This is a genomic window from Pseudomonadales bacterium (genome assembly GCA_024234165.1).
In the GTDB taxonomy this organism is placed as follows: Bacteria; Pseudomonadota; Gammaproteobacteria; order Pseudomonadales; family UBA5518; genus UBA5518.
In genome coordinates this window covers 167,142-185,354 of record JACKOP010000003.1, presented here as the reverse complement: position 1 = coordinate 185,354, position 18,213 = coordinate 167,142, and the positions used below count along the sequence as shown (strand labels likewise).

Genomic DNA, 18,213 nt, shown 5'->3' with positions numbered 1-18,213 from the left:
GGGGACGCCCAAACTTATCACCATTACCCGTGGTGATACCATTGCCGGAAGCTGCTGTTGTCGGGGCATCGTGAGCAAGGACGGATGATATGAGCGAGGATCTGGACCGGTTGCTCGGTGCGCTCGATCTCGAGCAACTGGATACCCATCTTTTTCGCGGCACGACCCCGCAAAGTCGCAACCCCCGCGTATACGGGGGGCAGGTCCTCGCACAGGCGCTGAGTTGCGCCGATCGCAGCGTTGCGGCGGGACTCCGGGTCCATTCGCTGCACGCGTACTTCCTGCGCCCGGGCGACCCGTCGCGGCCGATCATCTACGCGGTCGATCCGATCCGCGAGGGGCGACGTTTCAGCACGCGACTGGTGGTGGCACGCCAGCAGGGCAAGGCGATCTTCAATGCGTCGCTCTCGTACCAGCGACCCGAGAGCGGCCTGGAGCATCAGGCACCGATGATGCAGGGGGTTCCGCCTCCGGAGTCACTGCAGCGCCACTATGATTTCACTTCGGTTGCGTCGCGGGAGCTTGCCGCCCAGCAGCCGGTGCGGAGCTGGAATCCGATCGACTACCGACCGCTGATTCCGCGCTGGAACGGCCCAATGGAAGGCCACTCCCCCCACACCGGCGTATGGATGCGCGCCGACGGTACGCTCGGCGACGATCCGGCGTTGCACGCGCAGGTACTCGCGTACATGTCGGACAGCTTCCTGATGGCGATCTCGCTGTTGCCGCACGGCATGGGTTTCGATCACCCGCACGTCGAGACTGCCAGCATCGATCACGCACTGTGGTTCTACGGTGACTTCCGGGCCGACGACTGGATGTTCTACGAACTGCGCAGCCCACGCAGCGGTGGCGGGCGTGGTTTCAACCTCGGATCGATATTTGCGCGTGATGGACGGCTGGTCGCGGCCACGGCGCAGGAAGGGCTGATGCATCTGCGCTCGTCTTCGGAGGCTGTCACAAAGGCCTCCGATCATCGATATGCGTAGCGCGCCGCTGACGGCTGCGCCGCAGCGGGGTAGTGCGCTATCCTGCCGCCACCCTCAGTCAGTGGAGAGCAAGGCCATGAACGGAGCCGAGGCGCTGGTGCGCACACTGCTCGACGCCGGCGTCGAGGTCTGCTTCGCGAACCCCGGCACCTCCGAGATGCACTTCGTCGCCGCACTGGACCGTGTTCCCGGGATGCGCTGTGTGCTGGGGCTGTTCGAGGGGGTGGTGACCGGCGCTGCCGACGGCTACGCGCGCATCGCCGGCAAGCCCGCTGCCACGCTGCTGCACCTGGGTGCCGGGCTCGGCAACGGCTTTGCAAACCTGCACAACGCCTACCGTGCCGAAGTGGCGATCGTGAATATCGTCGGGGACCACGCGACCTACCACCTGCAGTACGACACCCCGCTCACATCCGACATCGCCGGCGTCGCCGCTCCGGTGTCGCGCTGGGTTCATTCCTCGGCGTCCAGCGACGAGCTGCCGCAGGATGCAGCGAACGCGGTCGCCGCCGCAAACGAGGCGCCGGGGCGCGTCGCAACGCTGATCCTGCCTGCGGACGTATCGTGGGGCGAATGCAGCAGCGGCCCTGCTGCACCGGCTACTGCAGCGCCGGCACGCTACGCCTACGACGACGCGGTCGAGGCCTGCGCCGGCGCACTGCGCTGCGGCGAGCCGGCAATGATCGTCATCGGCGGCCACGTTCACGATGCCGAGCTCGAACTTGCGGCGACCATCGCCGCCACGACCGGGGCAAGGATCGCGGTCGAAACCTTTGCGACCCGACTGCCGTGGGGGGCGGGACAGCCGCAGTGCGAGCGCATCACCTACCTCGCCGAGATGGTGATCGAGCAACTGAAGAGCGTGCGCAAGCTGATCCTGGTCGCCACACGCGAGCCGGCGTCGTTCTTCGCGTACCCCGGTGTTCCGGGCCGGGTCGCGCCCGAGGACTGCGAGGTACTGGTACTCGCGGAACCGCACCAGGATCGGATCGATGCGCTCGAACGGCTGGCGTCGGCCTTGCGTACGGTTCGCGTCGAGCCGCCACGCTGCGAGCTCGCGTTGCCCGCACTGCCGCAATCCGGGCCGCTGGACACGTCGGTGGTCGCCGACGTGATCGCCGCGCTGTTACCCGAGCACGCCATCCTGGTCGATGAAGGCGTCACCTGCGGTATGGAAGTGTTCGCGCGCACGCGCACCGCACGTGCACACCAGTGGATCTCGCAGACGGGCGGAGCGATTGGCTGGGGTATCCCGGCAGCCGTCGGGGCCGCGATCGCAGCACCCGATCGCAAGGTCATCTGTCTGGAAGGTGATGGCAGCGCCATGTACACGATCCAGGCGCTGTGGACGCTGGCGCGCGAACGGCTCGACGTGACGGTCGTGCTGTTTGCAAATCGTGATTACGCGATCCTGCAGCTCGAATTCCTGCGCGTCGGCGCTTCCGGCATGGGCGCCAATGCGCGCTCGATGCTGCATATCGGCAAGCCGGATATCGATTTCGTGGCGCTGGCGCAGTCGATGGGTGTCGCAGCGACGCGCGCACACGATGCTGCCAGCTTCGCTGCGCAATTCGCCGAAGCGATCGGAACACGCGGCCCGCGGCTGATCGAAGTTCTGATGCCTGCATTCAATCCCGCTTGAAGAGCGCCTGCCGTGAGCGATCTGATCGCAGCGCTGCGCACGACTCTGGGGCCAGGCGGCGTACTCAGCGGTGAAGCGCTGCACGAGCGCAACGGTCCCGGCATGCCACCGTGCCTGGCACGTGCGCTGCTGAAGCCGGAGTCGACTGCCGCCGTCGCTCGCGTGCTGGCGCTCTGCCACGCGGCAGGGCAACCCGTCGTGACCGAAGGCGGGCGTACCGGCGTGGTCGGCGGCACGCGGGCAGAGGCGGGCGAAATCCTGTTGTCGCTGGAGCGCATGCGACAGATCGAAAGCGTCGATGCACAGGCCCGCACGATGAGCGTTCAGGCGGGCGCAACGTTACAGGCAGCGCAGGAGGCAGCCGAGGCCGAAGGCCTGCTGATGGCGCTCGATCTGGGAGCACGAGGGTCGGCAACGATCGGTGGCAACATCGCGACCAACGCGGGCGGCAACCAGGTGATCCGCTACGGCATGATGCGCGAGCAGGTGCTCGGCCTGGAGGTGGTGCTTGCCGACGGCACGGTGCTGCCGATGCTGAACGGCGTGCTGAAGAACAATGCCGGCTATGACCTGAAGCATCTGTTCATCGGCAGCGAGGGCACGCTGGGCGTGATCACACGCGCCGTATTGCGACTGCGGCCACAGATGCCGGCATGCAACACGGCGTTGGTGGCCACCCACTCGCTGGCGCAGGTGATCGCTTTGCTTTCGTTCATCGAGCGCGAGCTCGGCGGGCGGATGAGCGCCTTCGAGGTGATGTGGAACAGCTTCTACCGCATCGCCTGCCGTGGACCGCACCTGGGCCCGCCCCCGCTCGGGGATGAGTATGCGTTCCATGTGCTGATCGAATCGACCGGCAGCGAACCGGATAAGGAAGCAGCACACTTCCTCACGACGCTCGCACGAGCCAGCGAACAGGGCCTGGTGGATGCCGCTGTACTGGCACGCAACGAGCGCGAGCGGGCAGCGTTCTGGGCAATTCGTGACAACATCGGCGGGCTGTTCGAACTGCTGCCGATGGCGGCATTCGACATCAGCCTGCCGGTGACGGCAATGGAGGCGTATCTGGAGCACACCGGGGAGCGCCTGCGTTCGCTTCTCGGCGAATTGCGTTGGGTGATTTTCGGTCACCTCGGCGACAACAACCTGCACGTCGCGGTACGTATCGGGCGCGAGGACCCGGAACTGCGCCACCAGGTCGAGGAGATCGTCTACTCGGGACTGGCCGCGATCGGCGGTTCGGTATCAGCCGAACACGGCATCGGCACCGACAAGCGGGACTTTCTGCATTACTCGCGCTCGGCGGCAGAAATCAAACTGATGCGCACGCTGAAGCATGCGCTGGATCCACGCAACATCCTGAATCCCGGAAAGATCTTCAGCTTCCGGGAGTAGCCGACTCCACCGTGCTCGCTGCGCCTGCCTCATCCGAAGCACGCCGTCCACCACGTCTGCTACGCCGGCGACCGCCGCCGTCGGGGGTTGCCGAGGCAGCCGCCAATTTGCGTTCATCGAGAGCTTTCTCGATACGCTCGACCATTTCGCGTGTGAGTTTGACTTTTGCCATCGTCGCCTTCCGCCTCTCGGCAGGACACCACCGCTGACACCGCTGTGTGTCGTGCGGGCCGAAGTTCAGCGACGACCTCATGGTCGCCGCTCCGTACGGCAAGAAGAATAGACGCGATATGGCGATTTATCGAACCGAGCGCGCAGCGCGCTCCTGTTCGACGAGGAAATCGACGACCTTCAGCATCTCCGCCGGCGCTCCAGCGGTGCGACCCGAAACGCGATACTTGCCGGCGACGATCAGCTCCGGCGTGCCGGTGATGCCGTAGCCGCGTGCCCGCGCATCCGCCTGCTTCACCGCACTCTCGACACCGAACGAGTTGAACGTCTTGCGGAACTGCTCTTCCGGTACACCGTGTTCGGCAAAGAAGCGGGCAAGCTCATCGACATTGCCAAGCCGCTTGCGCTCCGATCCCTCCGCGTTCAACGCGGCAAACAGCGGACCGCTCATGCGGTCCAGCACGCCGAGCGCTTGCGCCGCATAGAAAGCCTGCGCATGCACGGCCATCAGTTGGTTCCAGATTGCCGGCGAGCGGTGGAAGTCGACATCGGCACCAAGCGTCTTCCGCCAGGTCTCGATCAGCGGTTCGAGGTGGTAGCAATGGATGCAGCCATACCAGAACACCTCGACGACTTCGATCTTCTGCGGATCGGCCGTCGGCATCGCCTGCGCCAGACGCACGTAGTGCGTACCCTCGACGTAGCGCGGCGCAGGGTTTTCTACGGCAAGTGCGGCGGGAATGCACAACAGCAGGGCAAGAACGGCAAAGAAACGCTTCATGCGTCCTGTCTCCTCTCCGGTGTGGCGGCAACGGTACCCGCCTGCGAAATGGGGCACTGCAGGCGAAGAATCGTTTCAGAATGCGCCCACGACAATACCGCAAACGGGTATTCCTACCCGTTTGCGGTACGGTACTTCAGTGTCAGTGCAGCCCGGACACGTAGCTGGAAACCGCCTCGAGCTCCTTGTCACTGAGGCGGGCAGCGACATCACGCATGATGCGTGTGTCGCCGTCGTTGGTGCGCTCGTCGTTGCGGAACTTGCGCAACGCGGTCGCGATGTAGTCCGCATGCTGGCCACTGAGCATCGGATACCTGGCCGGCCCATTACCGGCTCCGGTCGGAGAATGGCAGGCAGCACACGCCGCAATGCCCTTCTCGCGTACACCTGCCCGATAGATACTTTCACCGAGCTCGACCAACGCTTCCTTCGCTGCACCCCGCGTCGACGCCTGCGACGCATAGTACGCCGCGATGTCTTCCATATCCTGATCGCTCATCGCGTCGAGCTGGCCGATCATTTCCGGCACCGGCCGCGCATTGCTCTTGATGTCGTGCATCTGCTTCAGCAGGTAGCTGGCGTGCTGCCCGCCGAGCTTCGGAAAGTTCGGCACCAGGCTGTTGCCGTCGGCACCGTGACAGGCACCACACGCGACGGCCTTCGCCTTGCCCGCTTCCGCATCGCCCGCCGCAAGTACATGACCCGCCAGCGTGCACGCAGCAACCACCATTGCGATTCTCTTGATCACGATCTCGGATCCTTTGTTGTCAACGGGGGTGCGACGGCACGCCTCAGGACGCCGGCTTCATCATGAACTCGATCAGCGCCTTGAACTCACCGTCGGTGCAGTCGTTGCACATGCCCTTCGGCGGCATCGCGTTCAGGCCCTTCTTCGCGACCTCCACCAGACCATCGACCGTGCCACCTACAGATTGCAGGCGGGGCTGCCATGCAGCGGCATCGTGGGTCTTCGGTGCATTGGCGATTCCCTGTGCGTGACACATCGTGCAGGTCTTGGGATAGAGCTCATCGACGCTACGGTCTGCGTACGCAAACGAAGACGCCATGACCAGGCCAAAAGCAGCAACCGCGAACTTGTTCATCATCGACTCCTGCAATACAGGTTTGTGGATACCGTTGCTTCGGACCGGCCACCCGCAAGGGGCGTGCTAGACTGGCCGGAACGTGAGGCCGGCGCAGTATAGCAAAGCAGGTTTCGAACATGAAACGTCAGGAGTAGCCTTTTGCCGGTACCCTTGAACGCACCCGATTACCGGCGCGCCACCTTCATGCTGAGCGCCGCGCGCCTGGCGCAATGCCCCACGGATCATGGCGCCGAAGTCGCGTTCGCCGGCCGCTCGAATGCGGGCAAGTCGAGCGCGATCAACACGATCTGTGCGCAGACAAAGCTCGCACGCACCAGCAAGACGCCGGGCAGGACGCAGCAGATCAATTTCTTTGCACTCGACGAGCAGCGGCGGCTGGTCGACCTGCCGGGCTACGGGTTCGCCCGCATCCCGGAGGAACTGCGCCGCGCCTGGGGGCGGCTGGTCGAGGGCTATCTGCGCGAGCGCCAGTCGCTGGCCGGCATCGTGCTGCTGATGGACGTGCGTCACCCGCTGAAGGAGCAGGACCGCCAACTGATCCGCTGGGCGGCTGCGCTCGCGATCCCTCTGCATGTGCTGCTGACCAAGTCCGACAAGCTCGCGCGCGGTGCCGCGAAGTCCGCCCTGCTTGCGGTGAGCCGGGAGCTGGCCACCGTGCCGGCGACCACGGTGCAACTGTTTTCAGCGCTCGACGGCAGCGGGATCGACGAGGCACGTGCTCGCCTCGACGCCTGGTTCACGACCACCACGCACGACTGAGCAGGCGCGCCGGGCGCAACGCTCAGTGCGCCTCGTCCCAGGTGCTGCCACTGCCGATATCGACGAGCAGCTCCACCGCCAGTGTGGCGGCACCGGACATCAACGCGCGCACCCGCTCACCGAGTCCGGCAACTGCATCCTCGCGTACCTCGAACACCAGTTCGTCGTGCACCTGCAGCACCATGCGCGCCGGAAAGCCGCTGTCGAGCAACCAGGCATCGATGGCAATCATCGCGCGCTTGATGATGTCGGCTGCGCTGCCCTGCATCGGTGCGTTGATCGCGGTGCGCTCCGCCGCCTGACGACTGGCGGGATTGCGCGAACGGATATCGGGCAGATACAGCCGCCGCCCGAACAGGGTTTCGACGTAACCATCCGTCGCTGCCTGCCGGCGCGTACGGTCCATGTAGTCGTGCACGCCCGGATAGCGGGCAAAGTAGCGATCGATGTACGCCTGCGCCTCGGCGCGCCCGACCCCGAGCTGCTTCGCCAGACCGAACGCCGACATGCCGTAGATCAGCCCGAAGTTGATTGCCTTCGCACTGCGACGCTGATCGGCGCCGACCGCGTCGATGGCAAGGCCGAACACTTCTGCCGCGGTCGCGCGGTGCACGTCGTGACCGTGCTCGAACGCGTCGATGAGACCATGGTCACCGGAAAGATGCGCCATGATGCGCAACTCGATCTGCGAGTAGTCGGCCGCGAGCAGGCGGTAGCCGGGCGGCGCGATGAAAGCCTGACGGATACGCCGCCCCTCGGCAGTGCGCACCGGAATGTTCTGCAGGTTGGGGTCGGTCGACGACAGCCGCCCGGTTGCGGCAACCGCCTGCTGGTACGAGGTGTGCACACGCCCGGTGGCAGCAGACACCTGCTGCGGCAGGCGGTCGGTGTAGGTGGACTTCAGCTTCGCGAGCGTGCGGTATTCGAGGATCACACGCGGCAACTCGAAGCGTTCCGCGAGTTCCTGCAGCACGGGCTCGGCGGTCGACGGCTGGCCGGTCGGGGTCTTGCCGATGCGCGGCAGGCCGAGCTTGTCGAACAGGATTTCCTGCAACTGCTTCGGCGACCCCAGATTGAACGGCTGGCCCGCCAGCGCGTGTGCGCGCGCCTCGATCGCGAGCAGCTTCTCGCCAAGTTCATGGCTGTGGCGAGAGAGCAGCGACACATCGATCAGCGCCCCCTGGCGCTCGAGACGCGACAGCACCGGCACCAGTGGCATCTCGATTTCCTCGAACACCGCACGCAGGCGCTCCTGCTGTTCGAGCTGCGGCCACAGTACCCGGTGCAGGCGCAGCGTGACATCGGCGTCCTCTGCCGCGTAGCGCGTCGCATCGTCGATCTTTACCTGCTCGAAGCCGATCTGCTTCGCGCCCTTGCCCGCAACGTCCTCGTAGCGGATCGTGCGCTGGCCCAGATGACGCTGCGCGAGCGTGTCCATGTCGTGGCGCGATGCGACCGAATCGAGCACATAGGACTCGAGCATGGTGTCCCAGCCGATCCCGCGCAGCGCGATGCCGTGGTTGGCCAGCACGTTGATGTCGTATTTCAGGTTCTGCCCGATCTTGCGCGGTCGTTCGGTTTCGAGCAGCGGGCGCAACGCCGCGAAGACCTCGACGGCATCGAGCTGTTCCGGCGCACCGAGATAGTCGTGCCCGAACGGAATGTAGGCAGCCTGGCCTGGCTCGACCGCGAGCGAGACACCGACCACACGCGCCGCCATGTAATCGAGGCTGGTCGTCTCGGTGTCGATCGCAAAGCACTCGCTGGCAGCGATGCGCGCGACCCAGCGCTCGAGCGCCGCGCGATCGAGCACGGCTTCATAGTCGCGGTCGGTGGCGCCGGATGGCCCGGTATCCGCAACCGTACCGTCCTCGCGCAGCAGCTCCTCGCGCCAGGTCTGGAATTCGAGCTCGGCAAACCAGTGCAGCAGGGCCTCGCGATCCGGCTGCGTGTCGACCAGCGTACGCCAGTCGTAATCGAGCACGACGTCGGTGCGGATCGTCGCCAGTTCGCGCGACAGCATGGCCTGCTCGCGACCGGCATCCAGTCGCTCGCGCAACGATCTGGCACCACGCAACGGCAGCGCCGCGACCGCGTCGAGATCGGCGTAGATCGCGTCGATGCTGCCGAGCGCCTGCAACAGAGCAAGCGCCGTCTTCTCGCCAACACCGGGTACGCCCGGAATGTCGTCGATCTTGTCCCCCATCAACGCCAGCAGATCGACGACTTGCGTGGGAGCGATGCCGAAACGTTGCTGCACACCGGCGACGTCGAGCCAGGTGTCGTTCATCGTATTGACCAGCGTGACGTGCCCATCGACCAGTTGCGCCAGATCCTTGTCTCCGGTCGAGACCAGCACCCGCACGCCTCCGGCCGCGGCCTGCGTCGCCAGCGTGCCGATCACATCGTCGGCCTCCACATCGGACACGCACAGCAGTGGCAGACCCATCGCACGCACGATGGCGTGCAGCGGCTCGACCTGCACGCGCAGATCGTCCGGCATCGGCGGGCGGCTCGCCTTGTAGCCGGGATGGATGCGCTCGCGAAAGGTCGGCCCCTTGGCGTCGAATACGGCCACGACCGGCACTCCGGGGTATTCGCGGCACAGCTTGCGCAACATCGCGACCACGCCACGCACGGCCCCGGTGGGCCGACCGGCTGCGGTCATCAGCGGCGGCAACGCGTGAAACGCGCGGTACAGGTACGAGGAACCGTCGACGAGAATCAGGGCGGGCTGCACGGTCGGTGTTGCGTCAGCCATCGTGTACTACCTCGCTTCACTGCCAGCTTCGGCGCCACGCAGGCACCCGGCGACACCACGTGCGAAGTCGACCAGGAAGCGCGCCAGCGCATCGGGCCCGGGTGGCACGTCCGCCGCCAGGGAGTCGAGCTCGACCACGGGAATCCCGCTTCCCGCGGCGATCGCCTGCGCGAGCCGCCGATTGCCGCCAGAGCGCTCGGCAAGCAGACACTGCGCCGCGTGATCGCGCACTTCACGACGCATGCGCGAAAGCGTGCGCGCACCGACCTGTTGCTCGGCATCGAGCGCCAGCACGGTCGGCGGTCGCAGAGCGAAGCGGCGCACGAAGTAGCCGTAGCCGTCGTGCATCGCCGCGAACGGTCGCTTCTCGAGCCCTGCGAGTTCTGCCGCCATGCGCGTTTCGGCTTCATGCATGCTCGCGGCGAACGCGGCAAGGTCCAGCTCACCCTCCTGGATCAGGCCGCGCGCGAGCAGCACCCGCTCGATATGCGTCGCCAGCGCGAGCGCAAGACGCGGATCCAGCCAGACATGCGGGTCGACCACGCCGTCGGCTCGCGGGGGCAATCCAAGCAACGGCAGCAGAGCGGTGTCGCGCCGCGGCCCTTGCAGCCGTGCCAGCAGCGGCTGCAAGGGATGCTCGAGTGCCGGATCGATCCAGAACACCTGCCGCGCATCGCTGAGCAGCCGCAACTGCGAGGGGCGCAGCGCGAAATCGTGTGCCGAGCTGCCTGCGTCGAGCAATTGCCGCGCGTCGACGCGATTTCCCGCCACGGCGAGCACGATCAGGTACAGCGGGCGAATGCTCCCCACGACCAGCGGCCGCTCTGCGTTTGCAGCGCGCACCGGCCCGGCGCAGGCAAGCAGAAGCAGCAGCAAGCCTGCAGTTCGCGCGACGATGCGTGGGGGCATGCGCGGTCTCCGGAAGATGGAGTTACAATATAACGCGATGAACAGGTCATTGACGACTGCCGACGCTGCGCCTGCAGTTACCGCGTTCGCGGTGCACGACCATGCCCGTTGCATCGAGGATGCGTTGGCACGAGCGCGAAGTGCCTGCCGCGAACGTGGCGCGCGACTCACGGGCCTGCGCGAGCAGGTGTTGCGTCTGGTCTGGCAAAGCCACCGACCGGTGGGTGCCTACGCGCTGCTCGACCTGCTCGGTGGCACGGACGGCAAACGCCGGCCCGGTCCACCGACGGTGTATCGCACCCTGGAGTTCCTGTGCGAACAAGGACTGGTGCATCGGGTCGAGTCACTCAACGCATACATCGGCTGTCAGATCGGGGTCGGCCCGCACGACCACGAGTTGTACATATGCCGTGGTTGCGGCCGCACCCTCGAGACCGAACAGCCATCGATCCGTCAGGTGGTGGATGTTTACGCCAGCGGAGTCGGCTTTCGCGTCGAGTCGATGACGCTGGAAGTGCTCGGGCTGTGTCCTGCCTGCAGCAGCAGCGCTTCACCATGAACAGTGCAGAACGCCTCCTGGAAGCGCACGAGGTCGACTGGCAGGTTCGGGGAGAAGCGATCCTGAGCCGCGTATCGCTGACGCTGTTCGAGGGCGAGATCCTGACCATCATCGGGCCGAACGGTGCCGGCAAGACCTCGTTGCTGCGCGTGCTGATGGGACTCATCACACCGAGCAGCGGCAGCGTATGGCGCCGACCCGGACTGCGGATCGGCTACATGCCACAACGGCTCGCGATCGACCCCAGCCTGCCGCTCGACGTGAGGCGGTTCCTGCGCCTCGCCGAACGCAACCCTGCCGCACTCGCCGCGACGGCTGCCGAGATCGGCATCGGCGGGTTGCTCGATGCGCCGCTGGCGGCCGTGTCGGGTGGCGAATTCCAGCGGGTGCTGCTGGCGCGCGCCCTGTTACGCAAACCGCAACTGCTGGTGCTCGACGAACCGGCCCAGGGCGTGGATGTCAGCGGACAGGCCGAGTTGTACCGGCTGATCGATACGGTGCGCAGGCGCCACGGCTGTGCCGTGCTGATGATCTCGCACGACCTGCACCTGGTGATGGCCGCCACGGATACCGTGCTGTGCCTGAACCGGCACGTCTGCTGTGTCGGCAAGCCGGAAGTGGTCGGCGCACACCCGGAGTTCCTGCAACTGTTCGGGCGCCGTGCAGTCGATGGCCTGGCCCTTTACGCACACCATCACGACCACGAGCACGACATCCACGGGCAGGTGGTGGGCGACGGGCATGGATGATTTCCTGCTGCGTGCACTGATCGCAGGCATCGCGATCGCACTGACGGGCGGTGCGCTCGGCAGTTTTCTCGTGTGGCGACGGATGGCTTTTTTCGGCGACACGCTGGCTCACGGATCCCTGCTCGGCGTCGCACTCGGCCTGTTCCTCGGTATCGACCTGACCGTCGGCGCACTGATCCTGTGCCTGCTGGTTGCGCTGGGTTTCGCACGCCTGCAGCGCAGCCGCTTGCTCGCCTCCGACACGCTGCTGGCCGTAATCGCACACGGCACGCTGGCCTTCGGCATCATCGCCGTATCGGTGCTCTCGCCGCGGCGGGCCAGCCTGGAAAGCTATCTGTTCGGCGACCTGCTCGCGGTCTCGTACACCGACATCGGTGTGATCTGCGCGGTCGGGCTGTGCACGGCGCTGGTGGCGAGGACCTGCTGGCATGCCTGGTTGTCGATGGCAGTCGACGAGGAACTCGCCCGCATCGAGGGCGTCGCCGTCGAACGACTGCGTCTGTTGCAGATGCTGGCATTCGCCGCCCTGGTCGGAGTCGCGATGCAGGTGATCGGCGCATTGCTGATCACCGCACTGATGATCATCCCGGCGGCAGCCGCCCGTGCGTTCGCACGCTCACCCGAGCAGATGGCGCTTGGCGGCGCGCTGCTCGGCAGCCTGGCCGTCGGTGTCGGCCTGTGGTCCTCGTATGTGTTCGACACCCCGGCCGGCCCGTCGGTCGCGGGCGCTGCCTGCGTGCTGTTCGTCTTCACGCATGCACTGGCGCGCTGGCGCTGAAGAGTCTGTCGCAAGAGCCTCTCGCACACTGACATGACCGGCACATGACAACGCGCCTCGTGATGTTTTGCGACACCCCCGGGAGTGCGATCTACCGTACGCTTTCCACTTCAGGGTTCGACGATGCGCACGACCTGTGGCTCATCGGGGCGACTCTGCCCGAGGCCACGCGCATACTCGGGCGTTCCCGGCTCGGCGTCACGCGCACGACTGTCGCGAAAGCCGCAGGCGACACACTCGCAGATCATCTGCTCGTCGTTGGCGATGACGAACAGCTTGTCGATGCCGCCGCAGGACGGGCATGCCGCACCGGCGATGAAACGACGCACATGGCTCATCGTGATTCCTCCTTCATGCTCGCAACCCCCAGTTCGAGCTCCCACAGCAGCCGGGGGGCTAGCGCACCTTCGTGATATGACGCTCGCGGGCGAAAGTCCAGCGTCGGCAACAGCGTCGCCGCCTCGTGCTGGCCCGCCTGCAGGACGAAGCGCATCGTACGCCAACCCGCAGCCCGCGCCGCCGTGATCGCGGCAGACGCCAGCGCACGGCCGGTGCCACCGCCACGATACGCAGGGCGCACCCAGAGCTGCCTCATCTCGCAGGCACCTTCACCGAGCGCCAACACGCTGACGCAGCCCGCAGCTTCCTCGCCGCACAGCGCGAGCAGCGCGATTTCACCGGGCGCCGCGAAATCGCCTGGGCTGGATGGTGGCAGGCGCTCGACGCCGGCACCCGGTGCACCGGGCTCTACACCGATGCACTGTCGGTACTCATGAAGCAGCCCCGCCAACGCGCGCGAATCGTCGCTGCCGTGTGCTGCGCGGATCAGCACACCACGGCGCAGATCACGGATCAGCCTGGCGGTGGCGGGACGTATGCCGCGCCACAACAGGAAGGCTTCTGCCGCCTGCTCGACCAGCATCCCCAGACCGTCGGCGCAGGCACGCGCCCCGGCCGCGGCCGCAGCTGCAAGGAATGCGGTGGGCCTGTCTGCATAAGCCATGTCGTAACAGGCAGCACCGACCAGCACCGCGTCCGGGACCGGTGGCACCTCTTGCTGCAGACTCGCGCTGGTACCGTTGATCACCAGATCGAAGCTGCCGGAACCGGCCAGCGCGAGCGCATCGTAGCCGCAGCCAGTGACCTTGCCCGCATCGGCAAACGAGGCGGCAAGCTCGCACGCACGTTCGGCGTTGCGGTTGACGATCGTGACTGCCGCCGGCCCGCACGCGAGCAACGGCGCGAGCACGCCGCGCACCGCACCGCCGGCACCGAGCAGCAGCAGCCGCGCACCCTGCAGCGTCCAGCCGTGGTTGTCGACCAGATCGCGCACCAGGCCAGGACCGTCGGTGTTGTCACCATGGACACGACCTTCGGCGATCCACAACGTGTTGACCGCGCCCGCGCGCGCGGCACGTGCACTCGGACGTTGTGCAAACCGGAATGCATCGAGCTTGAACGGTACGGTCACGTTCATGCCCTTGCCGCCATCGGCAAAAAAGCGGGTCGCAGCCTGCTCGAAACCATCCCGTGGTACCAGCAGCCGGCGGTATTCCATGTCCTGCCCGTTCGCCAACGCAAAGCGCGTATGGATCAGCGGCGAACGCGAATGTGCAACCGGGTTGCCGACAACGACGTAGCGGTCGCTCATCGTGGGTCGCTCCTGCACTGGCGCTTCATGTCCAGTCCTGCCGCTTCAGATAGGTCGTCAGCAGTTCTGCCTCCGGGCTGCCCGGCTCGGCGTGCCAGTCGTACTCCCAGCGCACCAGCGGTGGCAGCGACATCAGGATCGACTCGGTACGCCCCCCCGACTGCAGCCCGAACAGCGTGCCACGATCGTGCACGAGGTTGAATTCCACGTAACGGCCGCGCCTGTAGAGCTGGAAATCGCGCTCGCGCTGGGTCCACGGCAGCGGCTCACGACGTCGCACGATCGGCGCATAGGCGTCGAGATAGGAGTCGCCGACGGCGCGCAGGAACTCGAAACAGCGCGCGAAGCCCCAGTCGTCGAGGTCGTCGAAGAACAGCCCGCCGATGCCGCGCGGCTCGCCACGATGCTTCAGATGGAAATACTCGTCACACCAGTGCTTGAACCGCGGGTATACCTCGGCGCCGAAGGGTTCGCAGGCGCGGCGCGCGCAACGATGCCAGTGCTCGCAGTCTTCGCGAAAACCGTAATACGGGGTGAGGTCGTAGCCACCACCGAACCACCATACCGGCTGCGCTCCGGGCCGGGTGGCAACAAAGCAGCGCACGTTGGCATGCGAGGTCGGCACGTAGGGATTGAGCGGATGCACGACCAGCGAAACACCGGTGGCCGTGAACGCGCAGCCCGCAAGCTCGGGCCGTCTCGCGGTGGCCGCCGGCGGCAGTGCGTCTCCCTCGATACGCGAGAAGTTCACTCCAGCCTGCTCGAACACACGCCCTCCCGCCAGCACACGGGTGAGCCCGCCACCACCACCCGGACGCTGCCAGCCGTCCTCGCGAAACCCGGCCCTGCCATCGAGCGCCGCCAGCCCCGCGCACAGTCGATCCTGCAGCGTGCGCAGATAGCGCTCCACTGCGTTCACGTCGACCACCACATCGCTCATCTTCGGCACACCTCGTCGTCGAGCAAATCAGCCCGGACGCAGCACGCGTCCGCTCACAGCATCCCGGATCGCACTGGGGCGACGCCGCCCGCCCAGTTCCCCCGGGAGCACATAATCGATGCCGCCCCGGAAGCAGTGTCGTACCCCGAGCGCCGTACGCGCGGGCGGGCGCCCGTGCAGGTTCGCCGATGTGGACAATAGCGGCCCGCCAAACAGCTCGCAAAGCGCTGCGACCTGATAGTGATCGCTCACCCTGATCGCGATGCTGCGATGTTTGCCAGTGATCCAGCGCGGCACTTCCTGGACTGCGGGAACGATCCACGTGACCGGGCCTGGCCAGCTCCGCAAGACGGCGTCACGCTGCGTGGCATCGAGGTGAGCGAGCAACGGCATCACCTGGCGCGCGCTGCCCGCAACGAGGATGAATCCCTTGTCGGCGCGCCGGCCCTTGAGCTGCACGATCCGCGTCACGGCCTGCGGCACGGCAGGGTCGCAGGCCAGCCCCCATACCCCTTCGGTCGCATGGGCGATCACACCGCCGCCACGCAGCACGCGCACGGCACGCTCGAGGTGCAGGCGGTTCAGCAGGGGCACCGTATCGCTCCGGGAAATGCGAGCGCAACTTAGCCGAAGCTCGGTAGCGCCACAAGCGCAACCACACGCACTCAGCGGATGCGGGTATAACCCTCGCCGGTACTCACGACCAGCCCGCGCAGTTCGAGCCGCACCAGCGCAGCAGTGCACGCCGGTGCGGAAAGACCGCTGCGTGCGACGATCAGATCGGTCGGGGTCGCCACATCGGCGGTCACCTCGAGGGCACGCTGCTCGTCACGGTCGAGCCCCGATGGTCGCGCGTCATCGGCTTCGGGAGCGGGGGCCGTGGCGGGCGCAGGTACGTTCGGTCGGAACCGATCACCGAGTGCCTGCAGCACGTCCTCCGCAGTTTCGATCAGCGCCGCTCCATTGCGCAGCAGCTCGTGGCAACCCCGACTGTAGCGGCTGCGCACCGGTCCGGGCACCGCCATCACGTCACGATCCTGCTCGAGCGCACAACGGGCGGTCAGCAACGAGCCGCTCGGCAAGGCCGCCTCGACCACCAGCACACCGAGGCTCAGCCCACTGATGATGCGATTGCGACGCGGAAAGTTGCCCGGTTCCGGGGGTGTGCCAGGCACGAACTCGCTGACCAGGGCTCCACCGTGTTCCAGCAACGCACTCGCCAGACGCCGATGCCGCGCCGGATAGATGCGGTCCGGCCCGCAGCCAAGCACCGCGACACTGCGAGCACCGGCATCGACGGCGCCCTGGTGCGCGGCAGCGTCGATTCCAAGCGCGAGTCCGCTGGTGACCGTAAGCCCGTAATGCGCCAGACCTGCAGCGATCTCGCGGGCGATCTGACACCCCGAAACGGTGGCGCCGCGACTGCCGACGATCGCCACCTGCGGTGTCTGCAGCGCTTGCAGCGCCCCGCGCACGAACAGCAGCGGTGGCGGAGACGCCGTCTGGCGCAGTAGCGCGGGGTAGTGATCGCTCGCGAAACCCAGGGCGGCGACCTGTTGGCGCTGCAGCCACTCACAAACGTGCGCGCTGGATACATCCGGTCGTCCACGCAACGAAGTCACTGCCACAACCGCATCGGGTCGCAGTCCCAGCTCACGCAATCGTTCGGAACTCATCTGCAGCGCCGCTGCCGCGGATCCTGCCTCGATCTGCAGACGCAGAACGCTGGCCTCGCCCACGCCGGGCAAGGCCAGCAGGGACAGCAGGCAACGGGTTTCGTACTCGTCGGACATGAATGCGACCTCCGTGTCGCGTTGGCACCGGCATCCTGCCGGCACCCGCTGCGGGCTGGCGCCCGCAGCAGCAAGGGTCAGGGATTGCTGACCCGATCGTTGACACGCAGCGGCAGGGACGCATCCAGTACCAGCGCGTAACTCATCTTCTCGAATACACGGAACACCATCAACGTGCCGGCAGGCGAATCCGGCAGGCGCACCAGTTCCTTGGTCAGCGGATCACGCGCCAGTTCACCGATCTTGTGGATCGTCAGTACGTTGCCTTCCTCCAGACCATCGCGCCCGCCGCGGTTCAACATCACCACGTCGAGCCGTCCCACATTGCTGACGCCATCCTCGACCGCCATGATCACGCCCGCGATCTCCGTGCTCGGAGCGCTCGGGTAGAACGTGGCGGTGATCTTCTGCTCGACCGCAGGCAACAGCCTGTCCTCGACCCGCATCTCCTCGTTGCTGCGTTCGATGGACAGCGTTCCGATATCGGCGTCCTCGGCGATCAGGCGGCCACCACCGATCTCGATCGCTTCCCGACCCAGCACCTCGCGCGTCTGCGGGTCGACGAAGAGCTGACCGGCACGGTACACCCCGTAATTGTGCTCGCCATCCGGGAAGCTGCCGCGTGCGTGCAAACGGTCTCCCGCACCGGTGATCACGTGTCCGTTGGCCCCTGCGATCACGTAAGGCGCATTGCGCAGATCTTCGGGCTCGACGATGCGACTGCGCGTCAGGAACGCGTTGATCTCCTCCAATGGAATGGCAGGAATCGCTTCGTCGCGCGCGCTCGAGCGGACCTGCGGTCCGAGCTTCACGATGCCGCCCGCGCCCCGATTCAGCACCAGCCGTGGCTGGCCGTCGACATAGACCAGCGTGAGGCGGTCTCCCGGGTAGATCAGATGCGGATTCGCGATCTGCGGGTTGGCGTGCCAGATCTCCGGCCACAGCCATGGCTTCGTCAGGAAGCGACCCGAAATGTCCCACAGAGTGTCCCCACGCTGCACGACGTATTCATCAGGATGATCGTCGCGCAGCAGGCTGCCATCGGCTGCAAACAGCCGGGCAGCGAGCAGGCTGCCGACAACCACCCCAAGAAAAAACTTTTTCATTGCGTTGTCCCTGCGCGGAAAGCGGCCCCCGGGCATGGCCGAGCGGGGTTGGCAGAAGTGTAGTCAAAGCTGGCCAAATTGCGTATAGAGCAGCCTGTGCGCGAGTTCGCAGCGCAGCTTCGGG

18 protein-coding genes are annotated in these 18,213 nt (G+C 66.2%); 7 read left to right on the top strand and 11 right to left on the bottom strand.

The window, feature by feature from the left end; genetic code table 11:
* The first annotated feature begins 89 nt into the window (after window positions 1-89).
* The 3 genes from H7A12_10185 (at window position 90) to H7A12_10175 (ending at window position 4,026) form a co-directional block, all read left to right on the top strand.
* Complete coding sequence (locus H7A12_10185; protein MCP5321178.1) at window positions 90-989, top strand: acyl-CoA thioesterase II; 900 nt, start codon at window positions 90-92, stop codon at window positions 987-989.
* A gap of 76 nt (window positions 990-1,065) precedes the next feature.
* Window positions 1,066-2,631, top strand: coding sequence for an acetolactate synthase large subunit (locus H7A12_10180; GenBank protein MCP5321177.1), 1,566 nt, complete (start codon window positions 1,066-1,068; stop codon window positions 2,629-2,631).
* A gap of 102 nt (window positions 2,632-2,733) precedes the next feature.
* Window positions 2,734-4,026 carry an FAD-binding oxidoreductase gene (locus tag H7A12_10175; GenBank protein ID MCP5321176.1) on the top strand — a complete coding sequence of 431 codons (1,293 nt, stop codon included), beginning with the start codon at window positions 2,734-2,736 and terminating at the stop codon, window positions 4,024-4,026.
* 298 nt (window positions 4,027-4,324) lie between these two features.
* Here H7A12_10175 and H7A12_10170 read toward each other — a convergent pair whose 3' ends face one another.
* The 3 genes from H7A12_10170 to H7A12_10160 form a co-directional block, all read right to left on the bottom strand.
* Window positions 4,325-4,978, bottom strand: coding sequence for a thiol:disulfide interchange protein DsbA/DsbL (locus tag H7A12_10170; protein ID MCP5321175.1), 654 nt, complete (start codon window positions 4,976-4,978; stop codon window positions 4,325-4,327).
* Window positions 4,979-5,120: 142 nt separating this feature from the next.
* Window positions 5,121-5,708, bottom strand: a complete 588-nt coding sequence (locus tag H7A12_10165; GenBank protein ID MCP5321174.1) for a cytochrome c4 — start codon at window positions 5,706-5,708, stop codon at window positions 5,121-5,123.
* 61 nt (window positions 5,709-5,769) lie between these two features.
* Window positions 5,770-6,081: a cytochrome c5 family protein gene (locus H7A12_10160; GenBank protein MCP5321173.1), complete on the bottom strand. Its 312-nt coding sequence runs from the start codon at window positions 6,079-6,081 to the stop codon at window positions 5,770-5,772.
* Window positions 6,082-6,234: 153 nt separating this feature from the next.
* Here H7A12_10160 and H7A12_10155 point away from each other — a divergent pair, with 153 nt between their 5' ends.
* Window positions 6,235-6,843 carry a YihA family ribosome biogenesis GTP-binding protein gene (locus H7A12_10155; GenBank protein ID MCP5321172.1) on the top strand — a complete coding sequence of 203 codons (609 nt, stop codon included), beginning with the start codon at window positions 6,235-6,237 and terminating at the stop codon, window positions 6,841-6,843.
* 22 nt (window positions 6,844-6,865) lie between these two features.
* Here H7A12_10155 and polA read toward each other — a convergent pair whose 3' ends face one another.
* The gene (gene polA, locus H7A12_10150; GenBank protein ID MCP5321171.1) at window positions 6,866-9,604 is read right to left on the bottom strand and encodes a DNA polymerase I; all 2,739 of its coding nucleotides are present in this window, start codon (window positions 9,602-9,604) and stop codon (window positions 6,866-6,868) included.
* 6 nt (window positions 9,605-9,610) lie between these two features.
* Complete coding sequence (locus H7A12_10145) at window positions 9,611-10,513, bottom strand: zinc ABC transporter substrate-binding protein (protein ID MCP5321170.1); 903 nt, start codon at window positions 10,511-10,513, stop codon at window positions 9,611-9,613.
* Window positions 10,514-10,550: 37 nt separating this feature from the next.
* Between H7A12_10145 and H7A12_10140 the strand changes: the two genes are divergently transcribed.
* Genes H7A12_10140 through H7A12_10130 form a run of 3 tightly spaced genes read left to right on the top strand, consistent with a single transcriptional unit; the run spans window position 10,551 to window position 12,599 of the window.
* Complete coding sequence (locus tag H7A12_10140; GenBank protein MCP5321169.1) at window positions 10,551-11,072, top strand: transcriptional repressor; 522 nt, start codon at window positions 10,551-10,553, stop codon at window positions 11,070-11,072.
* Complete coding sequence (gene znuC, locus H7A12_10135) at window positions 11,069-11,821, top strand: zinc ABC transporter ATP-binding protein ZnuC (protein ID MCP5321168.1); 753 nt, start codon at window positions 11,069-11,071, stop codon at window positions 11,819-11,821. The genes H7A12_10140 and znuC overlap by 4 nt, the downstream gene beginning before the upstream one ends.
* Window positions 11,814-12,599, top strand: a complete 786-nt coding sequence (locus tag H7A12_10130) for a metal ABC transporter permease (protein ID MCP5321167.1) — start codon at window positions 11,814-11,816, stop codon at window positions 12,597-12,599. Before znuC ends, H7A12_10130 begins: the two co-directional genes overlap by 8 nt.
* 110 nt (window positions 12,600-12,709) lie before the next feature.
* On the opposite strand, the gene H7A12_10125 is transcribed toward H7A12_10130, so the two are convergent.
* The 6 genes from H7A12_10125 to H7A12_10100 form a co-directional block, all read right to left on the bottom strand.
* Window positions 12,710-12,937, bottom strand: a complete 228-nt coding sequence (locus H7A12_10125; GenBank protein MCP5321166.1) for a YheV family putative metal-binding protein — start codon at window positions 12,935-12,937, stop codon at window positions 12,710-12,712.
* Complete coding sequence (gene aroE, locus H7A12_10120) at window positions 12,934-14,250, bottom strand: shikimate dehydrogenase (protein ID MCP5321165.1); 1,317 nt, start codon at window positions 14,248-14,250, stop codon at window positions 12,934-12,936. Before aroE ends, H7A12_10125 begins: the two co-directional genes overlap by 4 nt.
* Window positions 14,251-14,275: 25 nt before the next feature.
* Window positions 14,276-15,190, bottom strand: a complete 915-nt coding sequence (gene hemF / locus H7A12_10115) for an oxygen-dependent coproporphyrinogen oxidase (GenBank protein MCP5321164.1) — start codon at window positions 15,188-15,190, stop codon at window positions 14,276-14,278.
* Between the two features lie 27 nt (window positions 15,191-15,217).
* Window positions 15,218-15,778 carry a Sua5/YciO/YrdC/YwlC family protein gene (locus H7A12_10110; protein ID MCP5321163.1) on the bottom strand — a complete coding sequence of 187 codons (561 nt, stop codon included), beginning with the start codon at window positions 15,776-15,778 and terminating at the stop codon, window positions 15,218-15,220.
* A 77-nt stretch (window positions 15,779-15,855) separates the two neighbouring features.
* On the bottom strand, window positions 15,856-16,983 hold the full coding sequence (dprA, locus tag H7A12_10105) for a DNA-protecting protein DprA (protein MCP5321162.1): 1,128 nt from the start codon (window positions 16,981-16,983) through the stop codon (window positions 15,856-15,858).
* 77 nt (window positions 16,984-17,060) lie between these two features.
* Window positions 17,061-18,089: a LysM peptidoglycan-binding domain-containing protein gene (locus tag H7A12_10100; protein ID MCP5321161.1), complete on the bottom strand. Its 1,029-nt coding sequence runs from the start codon at window positions 18,087-18,089 to the stop codon at window positions 17,061-17,063.
* Window positions 18,090-18,213: the final 124 nt, after the last annotated feature.